Raw genomic sequence first — 23,820 nt, 5'->3', positions numbered from 1 at the left:
CGAGACAAGGCCCGATCCTGATGGAACGCTACAACCCGCGTGTAAGCGAGCCCTTTTGGCAGAAGCAATGGGAGGAAAGCCGCTGCTTCGAGGCCAGCGAGACTTCCGACAGGCCGAAATACTACGTGCTCGAGATGTTCCCCTACCCGTCGGGGCGCATCCATATGGGGCATGTGCGCAATTACACCATGGGCGACGTCACGGCCCGGTACAAGCGGGCCAAGGGTTTCAACGTGCTGCATCCCATGGGCTGGGACGCCTTCGGCATGCCGGCGGAAAACGCGGCCATCGAGCGCCAAGTCCATCCCGCCACTTGGACTTACGAGAATATCGACACCATGCGCCGTCAGCTGAAGCTGATGGGCCTCTCGCTCGACTGGAGCCGGGAGCTTGCGACTTGCGATCCGGAATATTACCGGCACGAGCAGGCGATGTTCCTGGATTTCATGGAGGCCGGGCTGGTCGAGCGCAAGGTTTCCATGGTGAACTGGGACCCGGTCGACCACACGGTTCTGGCCAATGAGCAGGTGATCGATGGTAAGGGCTGGCGTTCCGGGGCGCCGGTCGAGAAGCGGGAGCTTGCCCAGTGGTTCCTGAAGATCACCGATTATGCCCAGGAACTTCTGGATGCGCTCGATACTCTCGACCAGTGGCCGGACAAGGTGCGGCTCATGCAGCGCAACTGGATCGGGCGGTCCGAAGGCCTGCGCTTTTCCTTCGCGCTGGAGCGGGAGGACGGAACGCCGCTGGATGAGCGGCTCACGGTCTATACAACGCGCCATGACACGATCTTCGGGGCGAGCTTCTGTGCGGTTGCGGCCGACCACGAGCTGACGCGGGCACTGGCGGAACGTTCGCCGGAGGTTGCGGCATTCCGCGCGGAATGCGCAGCGCTCGGCACCGCCGAGGAGGCGATCGAGCGGGCCGAGAAGCGCGGTATGCCCCTCGGCATCTATGCGCGGCATCCGTTCCGGGCCGATGTGCGGCTGCCGGTCTATGCGGCCAATTTCGTGCTGATGGGCTATGGGGAGGGTGCGGTCTTCGGCTGCCCTGCCCATGACCAGCGCGACCTCGATTTCGCCCGCAAGTATGGCCTGCCCGTCATACCGGTGGTGGCGCCGCGAGACGCCGATCCCGCCACGTTCAGCATCGGCGACGAGGCCTTCCTCGATACGGAAGGCGAGTCGGTGGTGCTGATCAATTCCGATTTCCTCAACGGCATGAGCGTGCCCGAGGCCAAGGCCGAGGTCGCCCGCCGCATGGAGGCGGCGGGAACTGGCCAGCGCACGGTCAATTTCCGGCTGCGCGACTGGGGTGTCTCCCGTCAGCGCTACTGGGGATGCCCGGTGCCGGTCATTCATTGCCCGGACTGCGGCATGGTGCCGGTGCCGAAGGAACAGCTGCCGGTGGTGCTGCCGGAGGACGTGAGCTTCGACAAGCCGGGCAATCCGCTCGACCACCATCCCACTTGGAAATATGTGAAATGCCCGCGCTGCGGGACGGACGCCCAGCGCGAGACAGACACCTTCGACACGTTCATCGATTCCTCTTGGTATTTCGCGCGGTTCTGCTCGCCGCACGCGGACGTACCGGTCACCCAAGCGGCCGCTCACTACTGGATGCCGGTCGACCAGTATATCGGCGGCGTCGAGCATGCGATCCTGCACCTGCTCTATTCGCGCTTCTTCGTGCGGGCCATGAGGCGCACGGGCCATATTCATCTGGACGAGCCATTCACCGGCCTGTTTACCCAGGGCATGGTGTGCCACGAGACCTACAAGGACGCGCATGGCCGCTGGCTCTACCCGGAAGAGGTGAGGTTCGGCGAGAACGGCCCCGTGCACGCCAAGACCGGCGCGCCGGTGACAGTCGGACCGGTCGAATCCATGTCGAAGTCGAAGCGCAACGTGGTCGATCCGGAGAACATCATCGCGCAGTTCGGCGCCGATACGGCGCGCTGGTTCATGCTTTCGGATACGCCGCCGGAGCGCGACATCGAGTGGACCGAGGCGGGGGCGGAGAGCGCCCACCGGTTCGTGCAGCGCCTGTGGCGCGTGGTCAACGAAATCGCGGAGACCACGGCGGCGGGTGCCGCGATGCCGGAAAGCTTCAGCCCGCAGGCGATGGAGATTCGCAAGGCCGCGCATAGGGCCCTCCATGCGGTGTGCCAGGACATCGAGGGCCTGCGGTTCAACCGGGCGATCGCCCGCATCTATGAGCTGGTCAACACCCTGCAGGGCGCGGTGCGCACCGACGGGGCGCCAGCGGCCGACCTTGCCTGGGCGCTGCGGGAGGCCGCGGACATTCTGGTGCAGATCGCCAATCCCATGATGCCGCACCTGACGGAGGAATGCTGGAAGGTGCTGGGCCATGAGGAGATGCTGGCAACGGTGCGATGGCCGGATGCGGATCCGGCGCTGCTCGTGGAGGATACGATAACCATTGCCGTGCAGGTTAACGGCAAGCGGCGTGATGATCTCACCATTCCGCGCGGCGCGCAGAAGGATGAGATTGAAGCCTCCGCGTTGAGGCTCGATAATGTGCGCCGCGCCATCGGCGACAAGCCGGTGCGGCGGGTGATCATCGTGCCGGACCGGATCGTCAACGTGGTGGTATGACTTGCGTGATCTCGTGCTGTGAACCGGGCCGGGCAGCCCGACGGATCGAAGCAGAGGGGAAAGGTTTTGGGGAAACATCGCGCGCGAGCGGCACTCGCCGTGGCCATCGGTTTGACCGGCCTTCTCATCTCGGGCTGCGGGTTTCAGCCGATGTATGCGACGCGGGCGGATGGCTCTTCAGTTGCCGCCACCCTCGCCGGCGTGGAGGTGGCGGAGCACGATACGCGGGTCGGCCAGCTGGTCCGCAATGCGCTGCTCAACAACATCGCCCCGGTCGGCCAGGGCCAGCCCGAGCGATACCGTCTGGAATTCGTGCTCACTGAGAGCGAGTTCGACATCTCGGTCGAGAGGAACACCGACGTAAACCGCCGGGCCTATACGCTATCCGCGGTCTATACGTTGATCGATCTATCCACCGGCAAGCGCATCCTGACCGGCGATACGTTCTCCCGCGTGTCTTACGACAGGGTGCCCTCCGAGTTCGCAAACCTGCAGGCCTACCGCAATGCCATAGAGCGCGCCGCTCGCGAGGTTGCCGACAACATCACCACGCGGCTCGGCGCATTCTTCTCCCAGCAGCCGGGCTCCCCGGTTTAGGCGAAAGCAAATTCCGCAATCACCGGGACGTGGTCGGACGGCTGCGGCCAGCCGCGCGCATCGCGGAGCACGGTTGCCCCGATACAGCTCTGCTCAAGCCTGCGGCTTGCCCAGATATGATCGAGGCGGCGTCCCTTATTGGCGGCCTGCCAGTCACGGGCGCGATAACTCCACCATGTATAGAGCTTTTCGGCGGGCGGGATATGACAGCGCACCAGATCGACCCAGTCATGCGCGGCGCGCACCGCGTCCAAGTGCTCGACCTCTATGGGCGTGTGGCTGACCACCTTCAGCAGCTGCTTGTGCGACCACACGTCGGTCTCAAGCGGCGCGATATTGAGGTCGCCCACCATGATCATCGGCAGGGGATGGGCCGCCGCGTCGGCAAACCAGCCCCGCATTTCCTTGAGGAAGGCGAGCTTGTGGGCGAACTTCTCGTTGATGACCGGGTCCGGCTCGTCTCCCCCTGCGGGCACATAGAAGTTGTGGACAACGATCGGCTCGCTTGCTCCGGGAACGGCCACGGAGATATGGCGCCCGTCGTCCCTTTCGCAGAAGAGACGGTGGGTGACATCCAGGAACGGCATCTTTGCGACGGTCGCGACGCCGTGATAGCCCTTCTGGCCGCGCAGGGCGATGTGCGGGTAGCCCAGGCGGTGAAAGGCCTTCGCCGGAAAGTTGCCGTCGGGACACTTGATTTCCTGAAGGCAGAGGATATCGGGCTGGTGCTCGGCAAGGAAGCGTTCGACCAGGCCGATGCGCAGGCGTACGGAGTTGATGTTCCAGGTGGCGATCTTGAGATGCATTGTGCGAGCTAAATCCCTACGCGACCTCACGATGCCAGAGGTCTAGTCGCACAGTGGCAGGCGCGCAATGTGGAAGAAAAGCCCCTGCCGGAAATGAAAAGGGCGCCCGGTCGGGGGCCCGGGCGCCCAGCGCTTGTGCGCTTTTGCGTCGGGAGGGGATACCGACGCTTAGCAGCTGTTCCTATGGCCAATCGAGCGGGGGGCAGTTTGGCCATCGTGTGAGAGAGAGGGGGAACAACCGCTACACCCAATAAATGGCGCAGTCGCTGTTGCGTTTCAATCACTACCACGAAAAAAAATTCGTGATTAGGTGAAGTTTCCCTTCGCGGAGCGATTAGGCCCTTGATTTTTGTCCCAAATTAAATCAGCGGCTGTCGCGCATTTCGATCTTTCGCGGCGCGTTGAAGACGAAAAGCTTCGGATCAGGCGCCACGTCGGTGGTGATATTGGACAGGGAGATGGTCGTGCGGTTGCCGTCGCCATCCACAATGATCCATTGGACGAGCTCCGGCTTCTGCTCGTCGAATACCAGAATAAGCTGGCCGGGCACGAAGGCCGACTTGTCCTCCAGCGTTATCGCCACGAGATGGTCCTGGCGCTGCACGTCGACCACCTTGGCTTCCTGCAGGAGATTGACCTTCGGAGCAAGCACGAGCTGCAACGGGGTCTTGGACAGCGGATAGTAATCCGTCTTCTCGTTTTTCTTATTGGCGACAATCACATAGCTGCCATCGGCGACCACGAGGAACGGATTGGGCGGCGCATATTCGAAGCGCAGCTTGCCGGGCTTGCTGATGTAGAACAGGCCCTGCGAGACATGGCCTTTCGGCCCCACTTGAACGAACTCGCCCTGGATGTGGGAGAACCGATTGAAATAGTCCGACACCCCTTGAACGGACTTGATCTGCTCGGGGCTCAGCTGGCTGGGCGCTGCCGCTTCCGCTTCGGCAACGACGAGACCTCCGCCGGTCAGGGCAAACGCCCCGACGGCCAGCGCCGCAGCAAAAACACATCTGATGGCGCGCGAAGCACGCCGGGTGGCAATGGTGAACATGGCCGTTTCTTGCTCCATTCGGTCGATCCGACAGTGGCGGCATCAAACTGCGGCAGAAAGCCGCTGCCGCTCAATCCGCTAGTCCTCGGCATCCCGGCCTTCACCCACCAGGATCATGCGCTTGCCGGCATGATTGGCGGGGCTGATGATGCCTTCCTGTTCCATCCGCTCGACCAGCGAGGCCGCGCGATTGTAGCCGATCTGCAGCCGGCGCTGGATGTAGCTCGTCGACGCCTTCCGGTCGCGCAGAACCACCGCCACCGCCTGGGCATAGATGTCATCGGAGTCCTCCAAAGGCCCGGCATCGTCCATTGGCGCTGCCGCGCTGTCGCTCTCGATCTCCTCCGTGATGTCCTGCAGATATTCAGGCGCTCCTTGTGATTTCAAGTAGTCGACGATGCTTTCCACCTCTTGATCCGAAACAAAGGCACCATGAAGGCGGGTAATCCTGCCGCCGCCGGCCATATACAGCATATCGCCCTGGCCGAGCAGCTGCTCGGCGCCCTGCTCGCCCAGAATGGTGCGGCTATCGATCTTCGATGTCACCTGAAAGCTGATGCGGGTGGGGAAATTGGCCTTGATGGTGCCGGTGATCACGTCCACCGAGGGGCGCTGGGTCGCCATGATAAGGTGGATACCAGCGGCCCGCGCCATCTGCGCGAGCCGTTGGATCGCGCCCTCGATCTCCTTGCCCGCCACCATCATGAGATCGGCCATCTCGTCGACGATCACCACGATGAAGGGCAGGGGCGCGAGGGGCATCTCCTCCTGCTCGTAGATCGGCTCCCCGGTTTCGGGGTCAAAGCCGGTCTGCACCACGCGGGTCAGGCTCTCACCCTTACGCTGGGCCTGCTCGACCCGGCTGTTGAAGCCGTCGATGTTGCGGACGCCTACCTTCGACATCTTGCGGTAGCGGTCTTCCATCTCGCGCACGGCCCATTTGAGGGCGATAACGGCCTTGTGCGGATCGGTGACCACGGGGGTGAGGAGATGCGGGATGCCCTCGTAGATCGACAGCTCCAGCATCTTGGGGTCGATCATGATCAGGCGGCACTTGTCCGGCGGCAGCCGGTAGAGCAGCGACAGGATCATCGTGTTGATGCCCACCGATTTACCGGACCCGGTCGTTCCGGCAATGAGCAGGTGGGGCATGCGCGCAAGGTCGGCAAAGACCGGCTCGCCGCCGATGTTCTTGCCCAGGGCAAGGGCAAGGTCCTGATTGGTCTTCTCGAAGGCCTCGGAGGCGAGCAGCTCGCGCAGATAGACGGTCTCGCGGCGGGAATTCGGCAGCTCGATGCCGATGACGTTGCGGCCGGGTACGACGGCCACGCGCGCCGAGATGGCGCTCATGGAGCGGGCGATATCGTCGGCAAGGCCGATGACCCGGGACGATTTGATGCCCGGGGCGGGTTCGAGCTCGTACAGGGTCACCACAGGCCCGGGGCGGACCTGAATGATCTGCCCGCGCACGCCGAAGTCGTCCAGCACGCCCTCGAGCATGCGCGCGTTCTGCTGAAGCGCGTCGTCAGTGAGGTCGGCACCACGACGCTGCTGCTTTGGCTCGGCCAGGAGGGCGAGCGGCGGCAGCTCAAAGTCCTTTTCCTCAGCGAAGGGAAACGACGGCTGCGCTTCCCTGCGGGCCCGGCGCCCCGGCTTCAGCTGCGCCCTGGCACGGGTGACCATGTGCCGGTCCGACGAGGAAGGGCCGTCCGCCTCGTCATAATCTTCCGACAGAACCGCATAGTTGCCGTCGATCGAGCCGTTGTCCGCCTCGGTGCCATGGCTGAGCCCGTCATAGGCGTGTACGAGGAGCGGCTCGAGGCGCTTGCCTGAAGCGCGAACGAACATCTCCGGCAGGTCGTCGTCGCCATAGCCGGCGCCGGCGGCGGACATGCGCTTCCTGAGGACCTCCACGGCCGAGCGCGCATAGCGCAGCATGCCGCGTTCGGGGGCTTCATCGCGCAGCATGGGGCCGCTTCCTGCCGCCATGGCGATGGGCGCCGGCGTGATGAAGGCTTGGCGCTGGCCCCGGCTGAGCAGGCTCTGGCCACGCAGCAGGAGGTGGGAGATGCCCCCCACAATGCGCTCGACCGCCTCATAGGTGCCGTCGCCGAACAGTCGCGCCAGCCGAAGCACGGCCTCGGTGTCCACGAGGCAGGCATGGCAGAGGGCGCTTGCCGTCGCCAGGCTCAGGGCGAGGCCGGCGAGGACCGAGCCAAGCGCCTCGCCGAGAAAGAAGCCGAGCACGGCGGCCAGCGATTCGCCAATCAGATCGCCGGAGAGCCCGCCAAGGCCAGTTGGCAAGGGCCAGCTGCTCGGGCGGACCATCAGCGTGAACATGCCGGCACCCAGCAGAGTGGCGACGAGCCAGCTCAGCAGGCGCTTGCCGACCCGGTCGATGGTGCGGTGGCTGAGGAGCAGCGTTCCCCAAGCTATAGCGGGCGTGAGCAGGACGATGACCGCTAGCCCCAGAAGCTGCATGGCCATATCCGCCGTGATTGCTCCGGGATAGCCGAGCCAGTTCGCGGGTGGCGTGTCGACGGCATGATTGAGGCTGGGATCGTTGACGGACCAACTCGCAAGGCTCAGCGCCAACATGATGGCACTGGCGAGCAGAACGATCCCGCCCAGCTCGCAGACCCGGTTCCGTACGAAGAGCTTGAGCCTTGCCGGGACCGGCGAACTATCAGCGTTTAACGGCTTTTTTCGCGCCATCCCGTTTCACCTGCACAACCATTTGCAGCTCGGAAAGGCACATGCGCGAGAGCACGCAGAACACACCTTGTCGCGAGAGCCGTTCTGGCGCCGCAGCTCACATCCTCAAGCAGGCAAGAAGGAGATCCCTTAGCACCTCGGCCAAGGGGAAGCATGCGGCGCGTATGGTTAAGAACGGGTTAAGGAGAGGTGTTTTGCCGACGTGGGGCCGGCGGGCTCCTGGCGCCGAAACGAGCCCCAGGACTGGAAGGGGAACCAGTCCTGGGGCTTCCCCGACGGGCAGACGGGAAGCTGCTGGAAAGCTTGCCGCCTGAGGCGAGCGTCTGCCTTGGCCGGTGTTCTTGCCGAAGGCGGCTGGAGCGCTTGCTCCGCGGGGCCGGGTCGCGCACCGCTGCGACGGGCATCGCCAACGGTGCCCTTTGCGACGTTACGGAACGACTTCCCCGTGCAGATTCAGGTCGAGGCCTTCAATCTCCGTCTCGCGACTGACACGGACGCCGATCGCCAGATCGATGACCTTGAGAATGACAAAGGTGGCGAGGCCACTCCAGACGACGGTGGCGATAACCCCCCAGATCTGAGTCCAGATCTGGCCGATATTGCCCTCCAGGGCGCCAGGAGTTCCCCCCACGGCCTCGGCCGCGAACACACCCGTCAGGATCGCGCCGACAATGCCGCCGACACCGTGGATGCCGAAGACATCGAGAGAATCGTCATAGCCGAGGGCGCGCTTCAGACTGGTCGCCGCCCAGAAGCACACGACGCCGCAGGCGATGCCGATCCACAGCGCGCCGACAAAGCCGACGAAGCCCGCAGCCGGTGTGATGCCGACCAGCCCGGCGACCGCGCCGGAGATGATGCCGAGGACGCTGGGCTTCTTGTGGGTGATCCATTCCGCAAACATCCAGGCGAGCGCGGCGGCGGCCGCAGCGATCTGGGTCACGGCCATGGCCATGCCTGCGGTTTCGTTCGCCGCGACCGCCGAGCCGGCATTGAAGCCGAACCAGCCGAGCCACAGCATGGAGGCGCCAGTCACGCTCAGCACGAGATTGTGGGGCACCATGGCCTCGATGGGATAGCCGATGCGCTTGCCGAGCACGAGCGCGGCCACCAGCGCAGCAATGCCCGAATTGATGTGGACCACCGTGCCGCCGGCGAAATCGAGAACACCGTCACCGGCAAGAAAGCCGCCACCCCACACCCAGTGGGTGACCGGGGCATAGACGATGATCAGCCACAGGGCCAGAAACCACAGAAGCGCCGAGAATTTCATTCGGTCGGCAAAGGCGCCGCAAATCAGGGCCGGCGTGATGATGGCGAAGGTCATCTGGAACGTCATGAAGACGGTCTCGGGGATGGTGCCGCTGATCGATCCCTTTTCCACGCCCGCAAGGAACATCTTGCTGAGGCCGCCAACCCATGGGTTCACGGCGCCGCCGTCGGTGAAGGCCAGCGAATAGCCGATGACCATCCACACGATGGTGAGCAGGCAGCAGGCGGTGAAGCTCTGCATCAGCGTCGCCAGGACGTTCTTCTTGCGGACGAGCCCGCCGTAGAACAGCGCCAGGCCGGGAATGGTCATCATCAGCACGATGACGGTGGAGGTGAGCATCCAGGCCGTGTCGCCGGAGTTGGCGGCCGGCGCCGCGTCCTGTGCCGCGGCGGGCAGAACCGGCATGGCGAGCATGGCGGCGAAAATGGCAAGGCTTGCCGCTAACGTCTTGACTGGCTGCATGGTTGTTTGAACTTCCCCTTTGCGCTCCGGCGGTGGCCGGATGGCCATCGACCGCTGCGCCCACTATGACCGTCAGCTGGGAATCAACCTTCGTGCCAGAGGTCGAATTTGTGAAAATTGGGTGGTCGGACAATGACTTGCCGGTTCGTCGCAAAGTCGGACGCGCGGTTCCTTCCCTGGGGGCGCCCAAAATGTAGGCAGCCTTGGCCGCGCCTGCTCAAAAAACGCGCAGTTGATCGACGTTGATCGGCGCCGCGGCCGCTGCCAGTCTCATTGCGAAAGCGATTGGTCAGGGAGTTTCGAGAATGGCAGCAGACTGCAACAGGATCACGGCACTCGATCTTCAACCGGAGGGACCCCTCGGCGAACGGCTCGAAGCGTATTTCGCCAAGTGCGAGGAGAAGCTGGGTTTCGTGCCGAACGTGCTCAAGGCCTATGCGTTCAACTCGGCCAAGCTGCAAGCCTTTGTGGACATGTATAACGATCTGATGCTTGGCCCTTCGAACCTGAGCAAGCTCGAGCGGGAGATGATCGCCGTCGCGGTGAGCTCGGTAAACCACTGCTACTACTGCCTGACGGCGCACGGCGCCGCAGTCCGGCAGCTGTCGGATGATCCCGAGCTCGGCGAGATGATGGCGATGAACTACCGGGCGGCCGATCTCGACCCGCGCCGCAAGGCGATGCTCGATTTCGCCGTCAAGCTGACGGAGCGGCCGCACGAGATCGAGGAGGCGGACCGCCAGGCTTTGCGCGGCCATGGCCTCACCGACCGCGATATCTGGGATGTGGCGGCGGTGGCGAGCTTCTTCAACATGTCGAACCGGATGGCCTCCGCGGTGGACATGCGCCCCAACCGCGAATACCGCAGCCTGGCGCGCTAGCGGCGGCCTGCCGCCCGCGCGGAGGGATCACGCTCTAATCCTTTGCCTGAGCGTGATCTTTTCCGAAAACCGGTTCCCACTTTTCGGGATCACGCTTTTGCCTGAGCGTGATCTTTTCCGAAAACCGGTTCCCACTTTTCGGGATCACGCTTTTGCCTGAGCGTGATCTTTTCCGAAACTGGTTTCCATTTTCTTCACGCGAACCGGTGTCCACTTCGCTCGAAAATGCTTAGAGCCAGCCTTTGTGCTTGAAATAGACGTAAGGAAGGATTGCCGAGAGGATCATCAGCCCGATGGCGAAGGGATAGCCGAAGGACCAGTGCAGCTCCGGCATGAAGGAGAAGTTCATGCCGTAGACCGAGGCGATCAGGGTGGGCGGCAGAAACACCACTGCGGCCACCGAAAAGATCTTGATGATGCCGGTCTGCTCGATGTTGATCATGCCCAGGGTCGCATCCAGCATGAAATTGATGTTGCTGGTCAGGAACAGCGCGTGGTCCGACAGCGCCATGACATCGCGCGCGACGGTCTTGAAGCTGCGCGCCAAGGCCTTGTCGGTCTTCTGGCCGCCCGGCCGGCTCAGGAACGCGCTGAGCCGGGAGAGGGTCAGAAGGCTTTCACGCACCCGGCTGACCAGCACCTGGCTCGTGCCGACACGACGCAAAACGTCCTGGTAATCGATGGCACCGGTGACGCGGGTGGCATCGCGATTGGCGAAGATCTCCTGGGCAACGCCGTCCAGGGTGCGTTGGGTTGCTTCGAGCAGGTCGGCGATGCGGTCGGTGATGGCGTCGAGCAGCCCGGCCAGGATGCCCTCACCCGTGACCACCCCAAAGCCCGGCCGTACCACCTGGGCGGCAAAAGCGCGGAACGGCATCGGATCCGAATAACGCACGGTCACAAGCCGGTGGCCGATCAGCACGAAGGTGACCGGCTCGAGCGAGGGCGAGCCCGTATCGGCCCGGGACAAGACGGCGGCGGTGAGGAAGTAGGCGTTGTCTTCCTGGTAGAGCCGGCTCGACACCTCGATCTCCGACATCTCCTCATGGGTTGGGATATCGACGCCTAGCGCGTTCTCGACGCAGGTCTCCTCATCAGCCGACGGATTCTGCAGGTCTATCCAGATGACCGTGTCCGGCAGCGGCTCCTGGGAAGACCAGTCGATCCGCGCGAGTGTTCCATTGGCTGTGAGCATATAGGCATTGATCATGAGCTCGATCCCATGACGGAAGGGGGGCTTCGCCGTCCGAATGGCCGATCAGGCCGCCTATTAGCGTGAGGGAGGCGTTGCGCCAATCGATTTGTCGGGACATAGGCACAAAGGATGACGTTTTCTCAACGTGTGGCCGAACCGCCTCCGTGCTTCTCGAGCGACACGGCCTAAAGCCCAAGGCTCTGCTTTCAAAAGCTTTACGAATCCGCTAAGAAGCGGCGCGACTCATCAAGTTGGGCAAGAAAACCTGTCCGTGCGACAAAAGGCACGATGCGTAGGGGCGTGCCCCATCGCCCGGCGCGTTTTGGTTGCGCGTCAAGAAAATGCAAATCTGCTCACATTAGACTGGCGATTTGACGGCACCAAATGCCGGCCTTTTAAAGGAATTCCTCCGATGATCGCACTTGCCCGCAAGCTGTTCATCGTCTGCTTTGCATTTTTAAGCTTCGCCACGCTTTCCGGGTGCGGAATCAACAACATTCCCACCTATGAACAGCAAGCCAAGGCAGCCTGGAGCCAGGTGCTCAACGAGTATCAGCGACGCTCTGATCTCATTCCAAACCTGGTGGAGACCGTGAAGGGTTACGCCACGCAAGAGCGGGAGGTGCTCACGCAGGTGGTGGAGGCCCGCGCCAAGGCCACGCAGATGACGCTGCCGCCGGATGCGCTGAACAATCCACAGCTGGTCAAGCAATTCGAGGAGAACCAGAACGCCTTGGGTGGCGCGCTGTCGCGGCTGCTGGCCGTGGTGGAGAACTATCCGGACCTCAAATCGAATCAGAACTTCCTCGCCTTGCAGTCTCAGCTCGAGGGCACGGAGAACCGCATAGCCGTCGCGCGCCGCGACTACATCCAGGCCGTGCAGCGATACAACACGGAGCTCACCACCATTCCCGGGCGCTGGTGGGCGGATTTCCTCTATCGGGACGCCAAGCCGATGGCAGAGTTCGACATACCCCAGGAGCAGCAGCAGGCTCCGAAGGTGCAGTTCAACTGACAGGACCTTCGACAATGAGCGACAGCAGCATCGGCCGGGGCGGCGCCCGCGTCCCAGCAGTGTGGCGAGCAACGGCCTATTTCGTCGCCTGGGTGTTCGCCACCAGCCTGTGGCTCACCCTCTGCTATGCCGCGCCCAATTTTCCACCGCTGACCGGGCGCGTGGTGGACCAGACCGGGATGCTGACTCCCGATCAGGCGGCGGCGATCTCATCCCGGCTCGAGGCCTTGGAGCAGAAGACCGGGGTTCAGCTCGTCGTGGCCGTGATCAAGTCGCTCGATGGATACGACATTCGCGACTACGGCTACCAGCTCGGCCGGTATTGGCAGCTCGGCCAGAAGGATAAGAACAACGGCGTCCTGCTGCTGATCGTGCCGTCGCAGAATCAGGTATCTATCGAAGTCGGCTATGGCCTCGAGGGCGTTCTGACCGATGCGACATCGCGGGTGATCATCGAGAATGCGATCGTGCCAGCCTTCCGCCAAGGGCAGTTCGCGCAAGGCATCAATGCCGCCGTCACCGATATCGGCTCTATCGTGCAGGGCGACACGCCACCCTCGGCAGCAGCTGCGCCAGTCCAGGACGACCGCGATTTCGGCATGGACGACCTGATCCCGCTGCTGTTCATGCTGTTCGTCGCCATCATGATCATCAGAGCATCCCGCGGATCGCGCGGTGGTCGCGGCGGCAATTTCCCGGTCATCTTCATCCCTGGCGGGTTCGGCGGCGGATTCGGCGGCGGGGGCTTTGGAGGCGGCGGCTTTTCCGGCGGGGGCGGCAGCTTTGGCGGCGGCGGCGCCTCGGGCCGCTGGTGAGCCATGCTGGCCGCTGGTGACATAGCGCGGATCACGCAAGCCATCACCAAGGCCGAAGAGGCCACCAGCGGTGAAATCGTGGCCGTTCTCGCCCACCGGAGCGACGATTATGACTACATCCCGGTGCTGTGGGCGAGCTTGGCGGCGCTCGTGGTGCCGTTCCCGCTGATTTTCCTGACCCGGCTCGGCGCGGCCGATATCTACACCATCGCGCTGGCCGTGTTCCTTGCGCTTGCGCTAACCTTCAGCCTGCCCGGGCTGATCCGCTACGTGATTCCGCGCCGGCTGCAGGAACTGAGGGTGCATCGCCGGGCGGCCGAGCAGTTCCTGGCGCGCAACCTCCATACGACGGAGGCTCGCACCGGCGTTCTGCTCTTCGTCTCGCTGGCCGAGCGCATCGCCGTGGTTCTCGCGGACGAAGGCATCAACGCCAAGGTCACGCAAGAGACCTGGCAGTCCATCATCGACCGGCTTACCAGCGAAATCGCCGCCGGCCGGCTGACCGACGGACTCATCGCTGCCATTGACGACTGCGGCAAGGTGCTCGCTGCTCATTTCCCGCCGACCCCGGGCCAGCTGGACGAGCTCCCCAACCACCTGGTGGTCATCTAAGGACTGGCAAGGCCAAGCCGCTCCTCGACCGCCTTGCGCAACATCACGCGGTCGCGCGTGGAGACGCCCACGAGCTCGGCGACCCGCCAGACCAGGTTTTCCTCGTAAGGGTCGATCCGGCCGTCGGCAAGCACAACCTCCCAGAGCATGCCGACCAGGCCCTTCCGCCCCTCCTGGTCCAAATTCTCGGTCACCACCCGGGTGAAGCGGTAGAGATCGACCGCCTTCGCCTCGGCCTCGCGCGCCTCGCCCAGCAGGGTTTGCACAGCTTCATGCGACAGTCCGAAGCGATGCGTGAGCAGCTGCTCGATCCGGCCGAGCTCGGCGGGGTTGACCGCATCATCGATGACGCTTGCCCGGACCAGCAGGGCGGCAATCGCGAGCTCAAGGGTGCGTTCATCGCTCGCCGCTTCCGCGGGAAGGATTTTCTTTATGAGTTGCCACATGGTCTGATCAGGTAGGGCGGAATGGCGAAAATGTACAGGGGTGGCGGCAAACGGCGCCGCCATCCCTCGTCCCCCAACTACCTCTGGACCCGGCATAGACGTCAGGCCAGGTGACCGGATCTGTCCCTGGCCGAGGCAGCACCGGTAAGGACCGTCGGATTTGCGACGACGGCCATTTCCTCGCGCAAACGCGTTTCGGGCAGTGTGGTCGCCAGCGCCAGCATAAGGGTGACGATGCTCAGCAGGGCAACGAGCAGCATTGCCGAAGTGAAGGAATACAGACCATTGCCGCCGAGTTCGGCGGGCCCAAGGGCGCTGATCAGCCACATTCCGCCGAAATAGGGGATCAGCCAGAGTGCATGCAGCCAGTCGAGATCTTCCTTTCTGCTTTGGGGGGTCAGGCAGTAATAGGCGGCATAGACCAGAGAGAACGCACCGAGCAGCAGAAACAGAAAATTGACCGTTTCGAAGCCGGCCCACAGGATGATGAAATTGGATGTGATGAAGGCAAAAGGCGCAATCAACCAGGCGCCACGAAGCTTGAAGCTGCGCGGGATCTCCGGCATCGACAGCCGTAGGCGGAGCAGCAGAATGGGGCCGATTCCGTAGGACAGCACGGTGATCGACGATATGTAGCTCACCAGCTTGTGCCAGGACGGGAACGGGAAAAAGAACAGGGCTCCCAACCCGAAGGTGACGAGCAGCGCAAGCCAGGGCACGCCGAAGCGGTTGACCAGGCGCAACCATCGCGGCAGATCGCCGGTCTCTCCGCTCGCCATCAGAATGCGGGACGCCGTGGTCGTGTAGATGAAGCCGCAGGCTGCAGGCGAAACGATCGCGTCCGAATACAGGATCATCGCCCACCAGCCGGCACCGACGGCAACGGCCAATGCCGCAAACGGGCCGCTAATATGGTCAAAGCGGAGCCCAGGCCAGCCGCCTTCCTTGAGCATGGCGGGATCGAGGGCTGCGATGAAGGCAAATTGCAGCGCGGCGTAGAGCAGCACGCCGATCAGCACGGTGCCGATCACAGCAATGGGAAGGGCCCGGCCGGGATTTTTTGTTTCGCCCGCCAAATCGATCGCCTGGCGGAACCCGAACAGGCTAAAGAAGATGCCCGCCGTGGAAACGGCGGTAAACAGCCCTTCCACATCTGCCTTTTCGTGGACGATCGTGAAGTTTTCCGGATGATAGGAGGCACTCAGCAGAACGAAAATGGTGCCGATCGGCACGGCCAGTTTCCACCACGTCGCCGTGCTGTTCATCGTCAGTACATGGCGAATGGTGAAAAAGTTGAGGCTGACCATGACCGCCAGCAGAGCGATAGCCGCCATGATCCCCTTGGGGGTCAGGCTGGTGGTGGCGTGATCAATGAGACCAGGGATATAGGCATCGGAATAGCTCAGGATCGCCACCGCCTCGACCGGGGCGATGGTGACATAGGCGAGAACGAGTATCCAGCCCCAGATACGCCCGACGAGACGTCCATGGGTGAGATGGCTCATATGCACCAGAGCGCCGCTGCGCGGCAGTATGGTCGCAAGCTCCGCATAGACCAGCGCCAACGCGAGAACGGCCACGCCGCCAATAAGCCACGCAAGGATGCTCAAGGGGCCGGCCTGCTGCGCGGCACTCAGTGGCCCGAACAGCCAACCCGAGCCGATCATGCCGCCTACCCCTGCATAGAGCAGCCCAATGATGCCAGCCTCCTTCTTGAGCTTCTGAGACTGGGTCACTGCCCCGCGAGGATAGCCGACACCACCGAGAACACCGGGATCTGAAACCATTACTCACCTCCAGCGACGAGGTCCACGGGCACGCCACCGAGGACTCTTCGCTGAGATCTCCGGTCGCGCGGCCAAGCCACATGTGAGGCCATCTAAAGACAGCCAAGCTGCTCACCTAGCTTGTACCGCGCCAAGACACAACAACAAGTTTCATGTACGGCAATTATACACGCTTAAGATGTAGTGCGCCGTCAAGGCTGGCCCGGCACCCCGGCTACTCGGAACTGCGCCCTGTCTGTGGATTTTTTGAGTGCCTGACGGCTTATGTCAGGCGATGGCGGCTGATCTCGCATCCTGCAGCAAGCTCGCCATCACCGCCAATCGGGCCAAGGTGAGGTCTCCTGACGACAAAGTCTCCACCACCCCAGCCAGCGCCGGCTCAAGCGCCGCCGCATTGGCCTCTCGCCAAGCTGCCCAGCCGTCGGCGCCATAGCGCTCGAGAATGTCGGCGACGAAATCGCGGTGGGTCGCAAAAATGGACCCGATCGTCCGGTTGATGGCGAGGCGGTCGTAGTAATCGGCCGCGTGGATGCCGGTCGCGGCGCGGATCAGCTCCTCGATGTGCAAGGCGTGGCCGACAGTGAAGAAAACTTCCGTTGCGTCGGTTACCGGCACCTTAGCCCGTGCCGCGACGGCCACGATATCCGCGCCACGGTAAAGATAGCGGGCGCGGCACAGCTGGAGGGCGGTTTCATCGGGCACTCCGGCGCCAACGAGGCGTCCGATATAGGCATTCCATCCCACGTGCATCGGCGCAGGCAAGCTGTCGGGCAGAGCCGCCGCGATCTGCTCGAGGCCGACGCGGTAGTGGGAGACCAGCGCCTCCAGCCGCCCTTGCAGCACCTCATTGCGGAGGAACCACATGGTTTCCAACCGGAGCAGCTGCTGCAGCTCCAGATAGAGCTCCGTCTGCAGGTCGGCCGGTATTCTGTTGTCGAGCTCGTCGATGAGCCCGTTCAGCTCGATGAAGCCGAAACTGTCTCGCGCCACCGCATAGGCGGCGACGATCTGCTCAACCGAAGCGCCGGCCTCGTCCTGAAGACGGAAAATGAAGGCGGGGCCGCCCCGGTTGATCATGCTGTTGGCCAACATGGTCGAAATGATCTCGCGGCGCAGCCTATGGCCGTTCACCTCCGGCTCGAAGCGTTCCGTCAGCTGGGCCGGGAAGTAGCGGTGCAGCTCGCGCGACAGATAAGGATCGTCCGGTACGTGGCTGTCGAGGATCTGGTCGAACAGGACGATCTTGGCATAGGCCATCAGCACCGCGAGTTCGGGCCGCGTCAGGCCCTGGGATTGGGCCTGGCGCGCACGCAGCGCACGATCGTCCGGCAGGTACTCGAGCGAGCGGTTGAGCAGGCCCTGCCGTTCCAGGGCGCGCATCATGCGGATGTGGAAGCCGAGATCCTCCACATTCCTGGCTTGGGCCAAGGTCAGACACAGCGTTTGCAAATAGTTGTTGCGCAGAACATGCCGGGCCACATCGTCGGTCATATCGGCGAGCAGCTGGTTGCGCGCTGGCCGGTCCAGCTTGTGGAGCACTTCGGCCGCGCCGAGCGCGATCTTGATGTTGACCTCGTAGTCGGAGGAGTTGACCCCGGCGGAGTTATCCACCGCGTCGGTGTTGATGCGGCCACCGTTCAGGGCGAATTCCACGCGGCCGCGCTGGGTGACGGCAAGATTTGCCCCTTCGCCGATCACCTTGGCGGAAAGCTCGGACGCGGCAACGCGCACGCTGTCATTGGCGCGGTCGCCCACCTCCACGTCGTTCTCGTCGCTCGCCCGCACATAGGTGCCGATGCCGCCGAACCAGATGAGATCGACCTTGGCCTTGAGCAGCGCCCTGATCAGCTCCTGGGGTGAGACGGCGGTCGCTCCAAGGCCGGTCAGCATCCGGATCTCGTCGCTCAGGGGGATCGATTTCGACTGCCGGCTGAAGACGCCGCCACCCTTGGAGATGAGCGTCTTGTCGTAATCCTGCCAAGAGGAGCGGGGGAGCGCGAACAGGCGCGCGCGTTCCGCCCAGCTCGCCTCAGGATCGGGATCGGGATCAATGAAGATGTCGCGGTGATCGAAGGCCGCGAGCAGCCGCGTTTTCTGCGACAGCAGCATGCCGTTGCCGAAGACGTCGCCCGACATGTCGCCGACCCCAATAGCCGTGAAGGGCTGGGCCTGGATATCGATGTCCATCTCGCGGAAGTGGCGCTTCACCGCCTCCCACCCGCCGCGGGCAGTGATGCCCATCTTCTTGTGGTCATAGCCCGCCGAGCCGCCGGAGGCGAAGGCATCGCCCAACCAGAAGCCGCGCTCCTCGGAAAGGCCGTTGGCGATATCGGAGAAGGTTGCCGTACCCTTGTCTGCGGCTACGACCAGATAGGGATCGGCATCGTCGTGCCGGACGGTATCGGCCGGATGGACCAGGCCCTGGGCGGTGAGATTGTCGGTGAGGTCGAGCAAGCTCGTGATCAGGAGCTTGTAGCAGCGTATGCCTTCCGCCTGAATCTGCTCGCGCGTCGCGTCCGCCGGCATGCGCTTGCAGACGAAGCCGCCCTTGGCGCCCACGGGCACGATCACCGCATTCTTGACGTTCTGCGCCTTGGCGAGGCCGAGGATCTCGGTGCGGAAGTCGGTCGGACGGTCGGACCAGCGGATGCCGCCGCGGGCAATCCGGCCGCCGCGCAGATGCACGCCCTCCATGTCCGGCGCATAGACGAAGATCTCGGCGAAGGGCTTGGGCTCCGGCAGCCCGGTCACCAGCTTCGAGTTGATCTTGAAGCTGATCGTGTGCCGCACGTTGCCAGCAGCGTCGCGCTGGAAGAAGTTGGTCCGGGTGATGGCCTCGATCAGGTTGGCGAAGCGGCGGATGATGCGGTCCTCGTCCAGGCTGGGCACCTTGGCCAAGGCATCGTCGATCTCCCGGAGCAGCCGGTCGGCCTCCTGCCGATCGGAGCCGCCCTCGCCTGAGAGATCATGCAACGCCGGATCGAACCGTACGTGAAACAAGCGCAGCAGCCGTTCGGCGATATCGGCATGCTTGTTCAGGGTTGCCGCCATATAGCCGTCGGTGAAGGTCGCGCCAGCCTGCCAGAGATATTTGCCGAGAGCGCGCAACAGCGCCGCCTCGCGCCAGGCGAGCCCCTTGCGGACGATCAGGCCGTTGTAGCCGTCGTTCTCCGCCCGCCCGTCCCAGACGGCCAGAAAACCATCGATGATCTTGCCGCGCATCTGCTCCAGATCGACGGGGGTCTTGTCCACCGTCTCCAGCCGGACCTCGTGCAGCACCACCATGTCGGCATCTGCGCGCCCGATGCGGTAGGTGCGCTCGTTGATCGAGCGGAAGCCCATGTTCGACAGGATCGGCAGCCGGTCGCTCAGGGGGATCGGGTCGCCCAGATGATAGAGCTTGAGGCGGACCGTGTCGTCCTTGTCGCGCGCCTCGCGATAGAGGCCCAGGGCGATGTCGCCGGCATCACGGAGCTCCTCGATGCGCAGCACGTCCTCGACGGCCCGTGACGGGTGGTAGTTGTCGCGGTAGCCCGCCGAGAAGCCGTCACGGTATTTGTCCAACAGCTGCCGGGCAGCCTCCGGCTCCGCGGCGCCGTTCAGCGCGTCGGCGAAGCGGTCGTCCCAGGTTCGGACGATCTCGGTTGCCGCCGCCTCGATCTCCGACAGGTTGATGTCTGGGATCTCGCCTTCCCGGCGGCCGATGATGTAGTAGACGCGCACGAGCGCGGAATCGGTGAAGAACGGGTAGAAAGCGGAAACATGGCCGTGATAGGCCCGGGCCAGCAGTTCGCCGATGCGGATGCGCACATCGGTGTTGAAGCGATCGCGCGGGACATAGGCGAGCGCAGCCACGAAGCGGTTGAACTTGTCCTTGCGCACGAAGATGCGGGTGCGCGGCCGCTCTTCGAGCTGCAGGATGCCGGTGGAGATGTCCTCGAGCGTGTCGACATCCGCCTGGAACAGCTCGTCGCGCGGGAAGGTCTCGAGAATGTGGAGGAGCGCCTTGCCGCTGTGGCTGTCCTCATCGAAGCCTGAATGGGCGAAGACCTGTTCGACCTTGCGCCGGATGATGGGAATGGTGCGGGCGCTGGCGGTATAAGCTGCGGAAGTGAACAGGCCGACCATGCGCAGCTCGCCGGCGAGCTCGCCCTGGGCTGAGAACAATTTGACGCCGACATAGTCGAGATAGACACGGCGGTGCACGGTCGAGCGCACATTCGCCTTGGTAATGATCAAGGGATCGGTCTCGGACAGCCAGCGCATCACCTCGGGTGTGACATGGACCAGCTCCTCGCCCTTGCGCAGGACACGGGCCTCGGGCTCGCGGAGCAGGCCGTAGCCTGGCGCGTCCGCGGGTTCGAGCACGCTGCCGTCCCTGCCCTCGACGAAGTGGAATTCGCGCAAGCCGAGAAAGGTGAAATGCTCCTCCAGCAGCCATTCCAGGAACTGGATGGATTCGGACAAATCCTCGATCGGTACCGGCGGCGGGTTGCGCTGGTAATCCTCGATGAGATCGCGCACCCGATCGCGCATCCGCTCCCAGTCCAGCACCACGGTGCGGGTATCGCTGAACACGCGCAAGAGCTCGGCCCGCAGGGCCTCCATCTCGGTGCGCCTGTTCATGCGGGTGACGTGGAAGTGGATGAGGCTTTCCCGGGGCATGCGCATCGACGCCCCCGTATTTTCACAGAAGCGCACCAGTTCCCCGGTACGGGTGCGCTCGACCGCCAGGATCGGGTGCAGGACCAGCTCGATGGCCAACCCGTGCTCGTTCAGCACGCCCAAGGCCGAGTCGAGCAGGAACGGCATGTCGTCATTGGCGATGTCGATGACGGTGACATCCTTGAGCCGGCTGGAGCAGGGCCCCGTGGGATTGTAGATATCGATCTTGCAGCGGCCGGGCGTGCGTTCGGAGATGAAGGCGAGTGCCCTGCGGCTGATCTGTTGCAGGTCTTCGGGGCTGTAGGTCGCGAGATCTTCCGGCACGCCGTGGCCGAACAAGATCTCGGCAAAAGCGCGCTCCTTGGGCTCGGGCTCGTTCTCGGGTCGTTGAGGCGCAACCGCATCGATGATCCGGCGGAGCTTCTCTTGCGCGGGCATGTCGTTCATCCTCCGATACGACCATAAACCGGAAATGTTTACGGTTCAGCACAGGACCGTGAAGGTTGGATCCGATTGTTCCAGAGAGCGGGACTGCAGCATCGTTCGGATGCGGTTGTCATGGACGGGTTCACTTCGGGCGCCGCACCCTGATCAAACCTTCCTGGGCGACCGATGCGGCCAATGCCCCGTCGCGGGTGAAAATGTTGCCGCGGTTGAAGCCTCGACCGTCAACGCCGCTCGGGGAATCCTGCGCATAGAGCAGCCATTCGTCCGCACGGAACGGGCGGTGAAACCAGAGGGCATGGTCAAGACTCGCCAGCATCATCTCCGGATCGAACAGCGAGCGTCCGTGAGGCAGGAGCGAAGTGTCGAGCAAGGTCATGTCGGAGGCATAGGCCAGAACGCATTGATGCAAAGCCCGATCGTCAGGCAAGGGGGCCGTGGCTTTGATCCAGATAAACTGTTCGGGCGAGGAGGGTTCCGGCGAAAGGTAGTGCCGGAAGTCGACCGGGCGCAGCTCGATTGGCCGCTCGCGCTCGAAATACTGGCGCATATTGTCGGGGATCTGGTGCCGGTATTCCTTCAGCATGTCGGCTTCGCTGGGAAGGTCTTCGGGCGCCGGCACGTTCGGCATGGGGACCTGGTGCTCGAGCCCGGCCTCCTCGCGGTGGAATGAGCACCCCATGCTGAAGATGGGCGCCCCGTGCTGGATGGCCACCACCCGGCGGGTAGAGAAGCTCGCCCCATCACGGTCGCGATGCACCTCGTAGATGATCGGCACCTTCGGATCGCCCGGCCGCATGAAATAGCCGTGCAGAGAATGCGCCGGGCGGTCCGGGTCCACCGTGCGGATGGCCGCAACCAGCGCCTGGCCGATCACCTGGCCGCCGAACACCCGCTGCCAGCCCACCTTGGGGCTGATGCCTCGGAACAGGTTCTGCTCCAAAGGCTCAAGATCAAGAATTCTAATCAAGCCTGCAATGGCGTTCGGCATCGAATGTTTCCCGTGCATATGCTGTGTCCGCGGCCGATACTATAAATGCCGCAGCATCATTACGGTCCGGTTCCTGTGTGGCGAGGTTCGGCGAAATGGCATGGCCTAAGTGCGAACCTATCGGTGAGGGCTGGTCCAATTTGCTCCATAATGCGGGTTGAGGCGATACAGGAGCTTGAGTGAACAGACGATGACTTCCGGGCGCTATGACGCAATTATAGTTGGGGGCGGCTTCGTGGGCATGACCATGGCGGTGGCACTGGCGGGCCGGCAGGCAAGGTCGCCCATGCACGTGGCGGTCATCGACAGCCGCAGCAGGGCCGCGGCGGCACCCGGCCCCGAGGCCACCATTGACGATGACGGCCGCGCCTTCGCCATCACCTCCACCTCTCGGCGCATGCTGTCGGCATTGGGTCTGTGGTCTGAGCTGGCCGAAAAGGCACAGCCGGTCTCCCGCATCGAGGTGAGCGACGGACGGTTGGACGGACCGGCAGGCCGCGTGCTCCTTCGTTTCGACGAGGACGGGCGCGAGGCCTCTGCCTCGATCATCGAGAGCCGGTTTCTCTACAGGGCGTTTGCGGAGGCGGTCGCCGCCTCGCCGGAGGTGACATGGCTGTCGCGCGAGATCACCGAGATCGATGCGCAGGGGCCTGCAGCCCACATTCGCCTGGCCGATGGCGATGCGCTCGTCGCGCCACTGGTGATCGCCGCCGACGGGCGTGACTCGCCCACACGCAGCCGCGCCGGCATCGGGACGATCGGCTGGCCCTATGGCCAGTACGGCATGGTCACCACCATCGCGCATACGCGCCCTCACCAGGGCGTGGCGGTGGAACATTTCCTGCCGGCGGGGCCGTTCGCCATTCTGCCGCTCCCGGGCAACGAGGCGTCGCTCGTGTGGACGGAAACGGAAGCGGAAGCCAAGCGGCTCCTGAGCCTGGACGAGAGCGGTTTCACCGCGGAGCTGATGCGGCGCTGTGGCGACCGGCTGGGGCCGGTGCGGGTGATCGGTCCGCGTCGCGGCTATCCGCTTTCCCTCCAGCTCGCCCGGACCTATGTCGCTGCCCGGCTCGCCTTGGTCGGCGATGCCGCCCATGTGCTGCATCCGATCGCCGGGCTGGGCTTCAACCTCGGCCTGCGGGATATCGCCGCCCTGAGCCAGACGGTGATCGATGCGGCGCGGCTGGGGCTCGATGTCGGCGCGCCGGATGTCCTTCAGCGGTATCAGCAATGGCGGCGCTATGACGCGACAAAGGTGGCGCTGGTTACGGACGGGCTCAACCGCCTGTTCTCGAACGACAATCCGGTGCTGCGGCTGCTGCGCGACTTCGGTCTCGCCGCGGTGGACAAGGCCCGCCCGCTCAAAGGCTTCTTCATGCAGCAAGCCGCTGGCGAGGAGAGCGGCTTGCCGCGCTTGATGGCGGGGGAGCCTTTATAAAGAGCG

At 63.7% G+C, this 23,820-nt stretch carries 16 protein-coding genes; 7 read left to right on the top strand and 9 right to left on the bottom strand.

What is annotated here, in order from left to right; translation table 11 throughout:
- Positions 1–20 precede the first annotated feature (20 nt).
- Together leuS and lptE are read left to right on the top strand one after the other, a co-directional pair.
- A complete protein-coding gene (leuS, locus tag E4P09_RS06095) occupies positions 21–2,618 on the top strand; it encodes a leucine--tRNA ligase (RefSeq protein WP_137388638.1) in 2,598 nt (865 codons plus the stop codon).
- A gap of 66 nt (positions 2,619–2,684) precedes the next feature.
- Positions 2,685–3,215 (top strand): LPS assembly lipoprotein LptE, encoded by a 531-nt coding sequence (lptE, locus tag E4P09_RS06090; protein ID WP_137388637.1) that lies wholly within the window; start codon positions 2,685–2,687, stop codon positions 3,213–3,215.
- On the opposite strand, the gene xth is transcribed toward lptE, so the two are convergent.
- The 4 genes from xth to E4P09_RS06070 all read right to left on the bottom strand — a co-directional run bounded on the left by xth (position 3,212) and on the right by E4P09_RS06070 (position 9,525).
- Positions 3,212–4,021, bottom strand: a complete 810-nt coding sequence (gene xth / locus E4P09_RS06085; protein ID WP_137388636.1) for an exodeoxyribonuclease III — start codon at positions 4,019–4,021, stop codon at positions 3,212–3,214. The genes lptE and xth overlap by 4 nt on opposite strands.
- 364 nt (positions 4,022–4,385) lie before the next feature.
- Entirely contained in the window at positions 4,386–5,093 is a 708-nt protein-coding gene (locus E4P09_RS06080) for a LolA family protein (protein ID WP_137388635.1), read from the bottom strand.
- Between the two features lie 60 nt (positions 5,094–5,153).
- Positions 5,154–7,790, bottom strand: a complete 2,637-nt coding sequence (locus tag E4P09_RS06075; RefSeq protein WP_137388634.1) for a DNA translocase FtsK — start codon at positions 7,788–7,790, stop codon at positions 5,154–5,156.
- A 427-nt stretch (positions 7,791–8,217) separates the two neighbouring features.
- Positions 8,218–9,525 carry an ammonium transporter gene (locus E4P09_RS06070; RefSeq protein ID WP_137388633.1) on the bottom strand — a complete coding sequence of 436 codons (1,308 nt, stop codon included), beginning with the start codon at positions 9,523–9,525 and terminating at the stop codon, positions 8,218–8,220.
- Positions 9,526–9,830: 305 nt separating this feature from the next.
- Between E4P09_RS06070 and E4P09_RS06065 the strand changes: the two genes are divergently transcribed.
- Positions 9,831–10,406 (top strand): peroxidase-related enzyme, encoded by a 576-nt coding sequence (locus E4P09_RS06065; protein WP_137388632.1) that lies wholly within the window; start codon positions 9,831–9,833, stop codon positions 10,404–10,406.
- Between the two features lie 229 nt (positions 10,407–10,635).
- Here E4P09_RS06065 and E4P09_RS06060 read toward each other — a convergent pair whose 3' ends face one another.
- The gene (locus tag E4P09_RS06060; protein ID WP_137388631.1) at positions 10,636–11,616 is read right to left on the bottom strand and encodes a magnesium transporter CorA family protein; all 981 of its coding nucleotides are present in this window, start codon (positions 11,614–11,616) and stop codon (positions 10,636–10,638) included.
- A gap of 397 nt (positions 11,617–12,013) precedes the next feature.
- Between E4P09_RS06060 and E4P09_RS06055 the strand changes: the two genes are divergently transcribed.
- From E4P09_RS06055 to E4P09_RS06045, 3 genes are read left to right on the top strand one after another with little or no spacing between them, the layout of a single operon-like run.
- Positions 12,014–12,616, top strand: coding sequence for a LemA family protein (locus E4P09_RS06055; RefSeq protein ID WP_137388630.1), 603 nt, complete (start codon positions 12,014–12,016; stop codon positions 12,614–12,616).
- 14 nt (positions 12,617–12,630) lie between these two features.
- Complete coding sequence (locus E4P09_RS06050) at positions 12,631–13,431, top strand: TPM domain-containing protein (RefSeq protein ID WP_137388629.1); 801 nt, start codon at positions 12,631–12,633, stop codon at positions 13,429–13,431.
- Between the two features lie 3 nt (positions 13,432–13,434).
- Positions 13,435–14,043 carry a TPM domain-containing protein gene (locus tag E4P09_RS06045; protein ID WP_137388628.1) on the top strand — a complete coding sequence of 203 codons (609 nt, stop codon included), beginning with the start codon at positions 13,435–13,437 and terminating at the stop codon, positions 14,041–14,043.
- Here E4P09_RS06045 and E4P09_RS06040 read toward each other — a convergent pair.
- The 4 genes from E4P09_RS06040 to tesB all read right to left on the bottom strand — a co-directional run bounded on the left by E4P09_RS06040 (position 14,040) and on the right by tesB (position 22,376).
- Positions 14,040–14,489, bottom strand: a complete 450-nt coding sequence (locus E4P09_RS06040) for a tellurite resistance TerB family protein (RefSeq protein WP_170984255.1) — start codon at positions 14,487–14,489, stop codon at positions 14,040–14,042. The two genes, E4P09_RS06045 and E4P09_RS06040, sit on opposite strands and share 4 nt — an antisense overlap.
- Before the next feature lie 101 nt (positions 14,490–14,590).
- Complete coding sequence (locus tag E4P09_RS06035) at positions 14,591–16,276, bottom strand: APC family permease (protein ID WP_170984254.1); 1,686 nt, start codon at positions 16,274–16,276, stop codon at positions 14,591–14,593.
- Positions 16,277–16,543: 267 nt separating this feature from the next.
- Positions 16,544–21,379, bottom strand: a complete 4,836-nt coding sequence (locus tag E4P09_RS06030; protein ID WP_137388627.1) for an NAD-glutamate dehydrogenase — start codon at positions 21,377–21,379, stop codon at positions 16,544–16,546.
- A gap of 130 nt (positions 21,380–21,509) precedes the next feature.
- Complete coding sequence (tesB, locus tag E4P09_RS06025) at positions 21,510–22,376, bottom strand: acyl-CoA thioesterase II (protein WP_137388626.1); 867 nt, start codon at positions 22,374–22,376, stop codon at positions 21,510–21,512.
- Between the two features lie 190 nt (positions 22,377–22,566).
- Here tesB and E4P09_RS06020 point away from each other — a divergent pair, with 190 nt between their 5' ends.
- The gene (locus E4P09_RS06020; RefSeq protein ID WP_137388625.1) at positions 22,567–23,814 is read left to right on the top strand and encodes an FAD-dependent monooxygenase; all 1,248 of its coding nucleotides are present in this window, start codon (positions 22,567–22,569) and stop codon (positions 23,812–23,814) included.
- Positions 23,815–23,820: the final 6 nt, after the last annotated feature.

This window comes from Rhodoligotrophos defluvii (assembly GCF_005281615.1).
GTDB lineage: Bacteria > Pseudomonadota > Alphaproteobacteria > Rhizobiales > Im1 > Rhodoligotrophos > Rhodoligotrophos defluvii.
The sequence above is the reverse complement of the archived record's forward strand: the minus strand, read 5'-3'. Positions and strand labels throughout refer to the sequence as shown.

Coding starts and splice junctions, on each gene's coding strand:
- E4P09_RS06055 (WP_137388630.1), top strand. CDS start 12,014: ATGATCGCACTTGCCCGCAAGCTGTTCATCGTCTGCTTTGCATTTTTA.
- E4P09_RS06040 (WP_170984255.1), bottom strand. CDS start 14,489: ATGTGGCAACTCATAAAGAAAATCCTTCCCGCGGAAGCGGCGAGCGAT.
- E4P09_RS06035 (WP_170984254.1), bottom strand. CDS start 16,276: ATGGTTTCAGATCCCGGTGTTCTCGGTGGTGTCGGCTATCCTCGCGGG.
- E4P09_RS06075 (WP_137388634.1), bottom strand. CDS start 7,790: ATGGCGCGAAAAAAGCCGTTAAACGCTGATAGTTCGCCGGTCCCGGCA.
- E4P09_RS06045 (WP_137388628.1), top strand. CDS start 13,435: ATGCTGGCCGCTGGTGACATAGCGCGGATCACGCAAGCCATCACCAAG.
- E4P09_RS06070 (WP_137388633.1), bottom strand. CDS start 9,525: ATGCAGCCAGTCAAGACGTTAGCGGCAAGCCTTGCCATTTTCGCCGCC.
- tesB (WP_137388626.1), bottom strand. CDS start 22,376: ATGCCGAACGCCATTGCAGGCTTGATTAGAATTCTTGATCTTGAGCCT.
- E4P09_RS06060 (WP_137388631.1), bottom strand. CDS start 11,616: ATGATCAATGCCTATATGCTCACAGCCAATGGAACACTCGCGCGGATC.
- E4P09_RS06050 (WP_137388629.1), top strand. CDS start 12,631: ATGAGCGACAGCAGCATCGGCCGGGGCGGCGCCCGCGTCCCAGCAGTG.
- E4P09_RS06065 (WP_137388632.1), top strand. CDS start 9,831: ATGGCAGCAGACTGCAACAGGATCACGGCACTCGATCTTCAACCGGAG.
- xth (WP_137388636.1), bottom strand. CDS start 4,021: ATGCATCTCAAGATCGCCACCTGGAACATCAACTCCGTACGCCTGCGC.
- leuS (WP_137388638.1), top strand. CDS start 21: ATGGAACGCTACAACCCGCGTGTAAGCGAGCCCTTTTGGCAGAAGCAA.
- E4P09_RS06030 (WP_137388627.1), bottom strand. CDS start 21,379: ATGCCCGCGCAAGAGAAGCTCCGCCGGATCATCGATGCGGTTGCGCCT.
- E4P09_RS06080 (WP_137388635.1), bottom strand. CDS start 5,093: ATGGAGCAAGAAACGGCCATGTTCACCATTGCCACCCGGCGTGCTTCG.
- E4P09_RS06020 (WP_137388625.1), top strand. CDS start 22,567: ATGACTTCCGGGCGCTATGACGCAATTATAGTTGGGGGCGGCTTCGTG.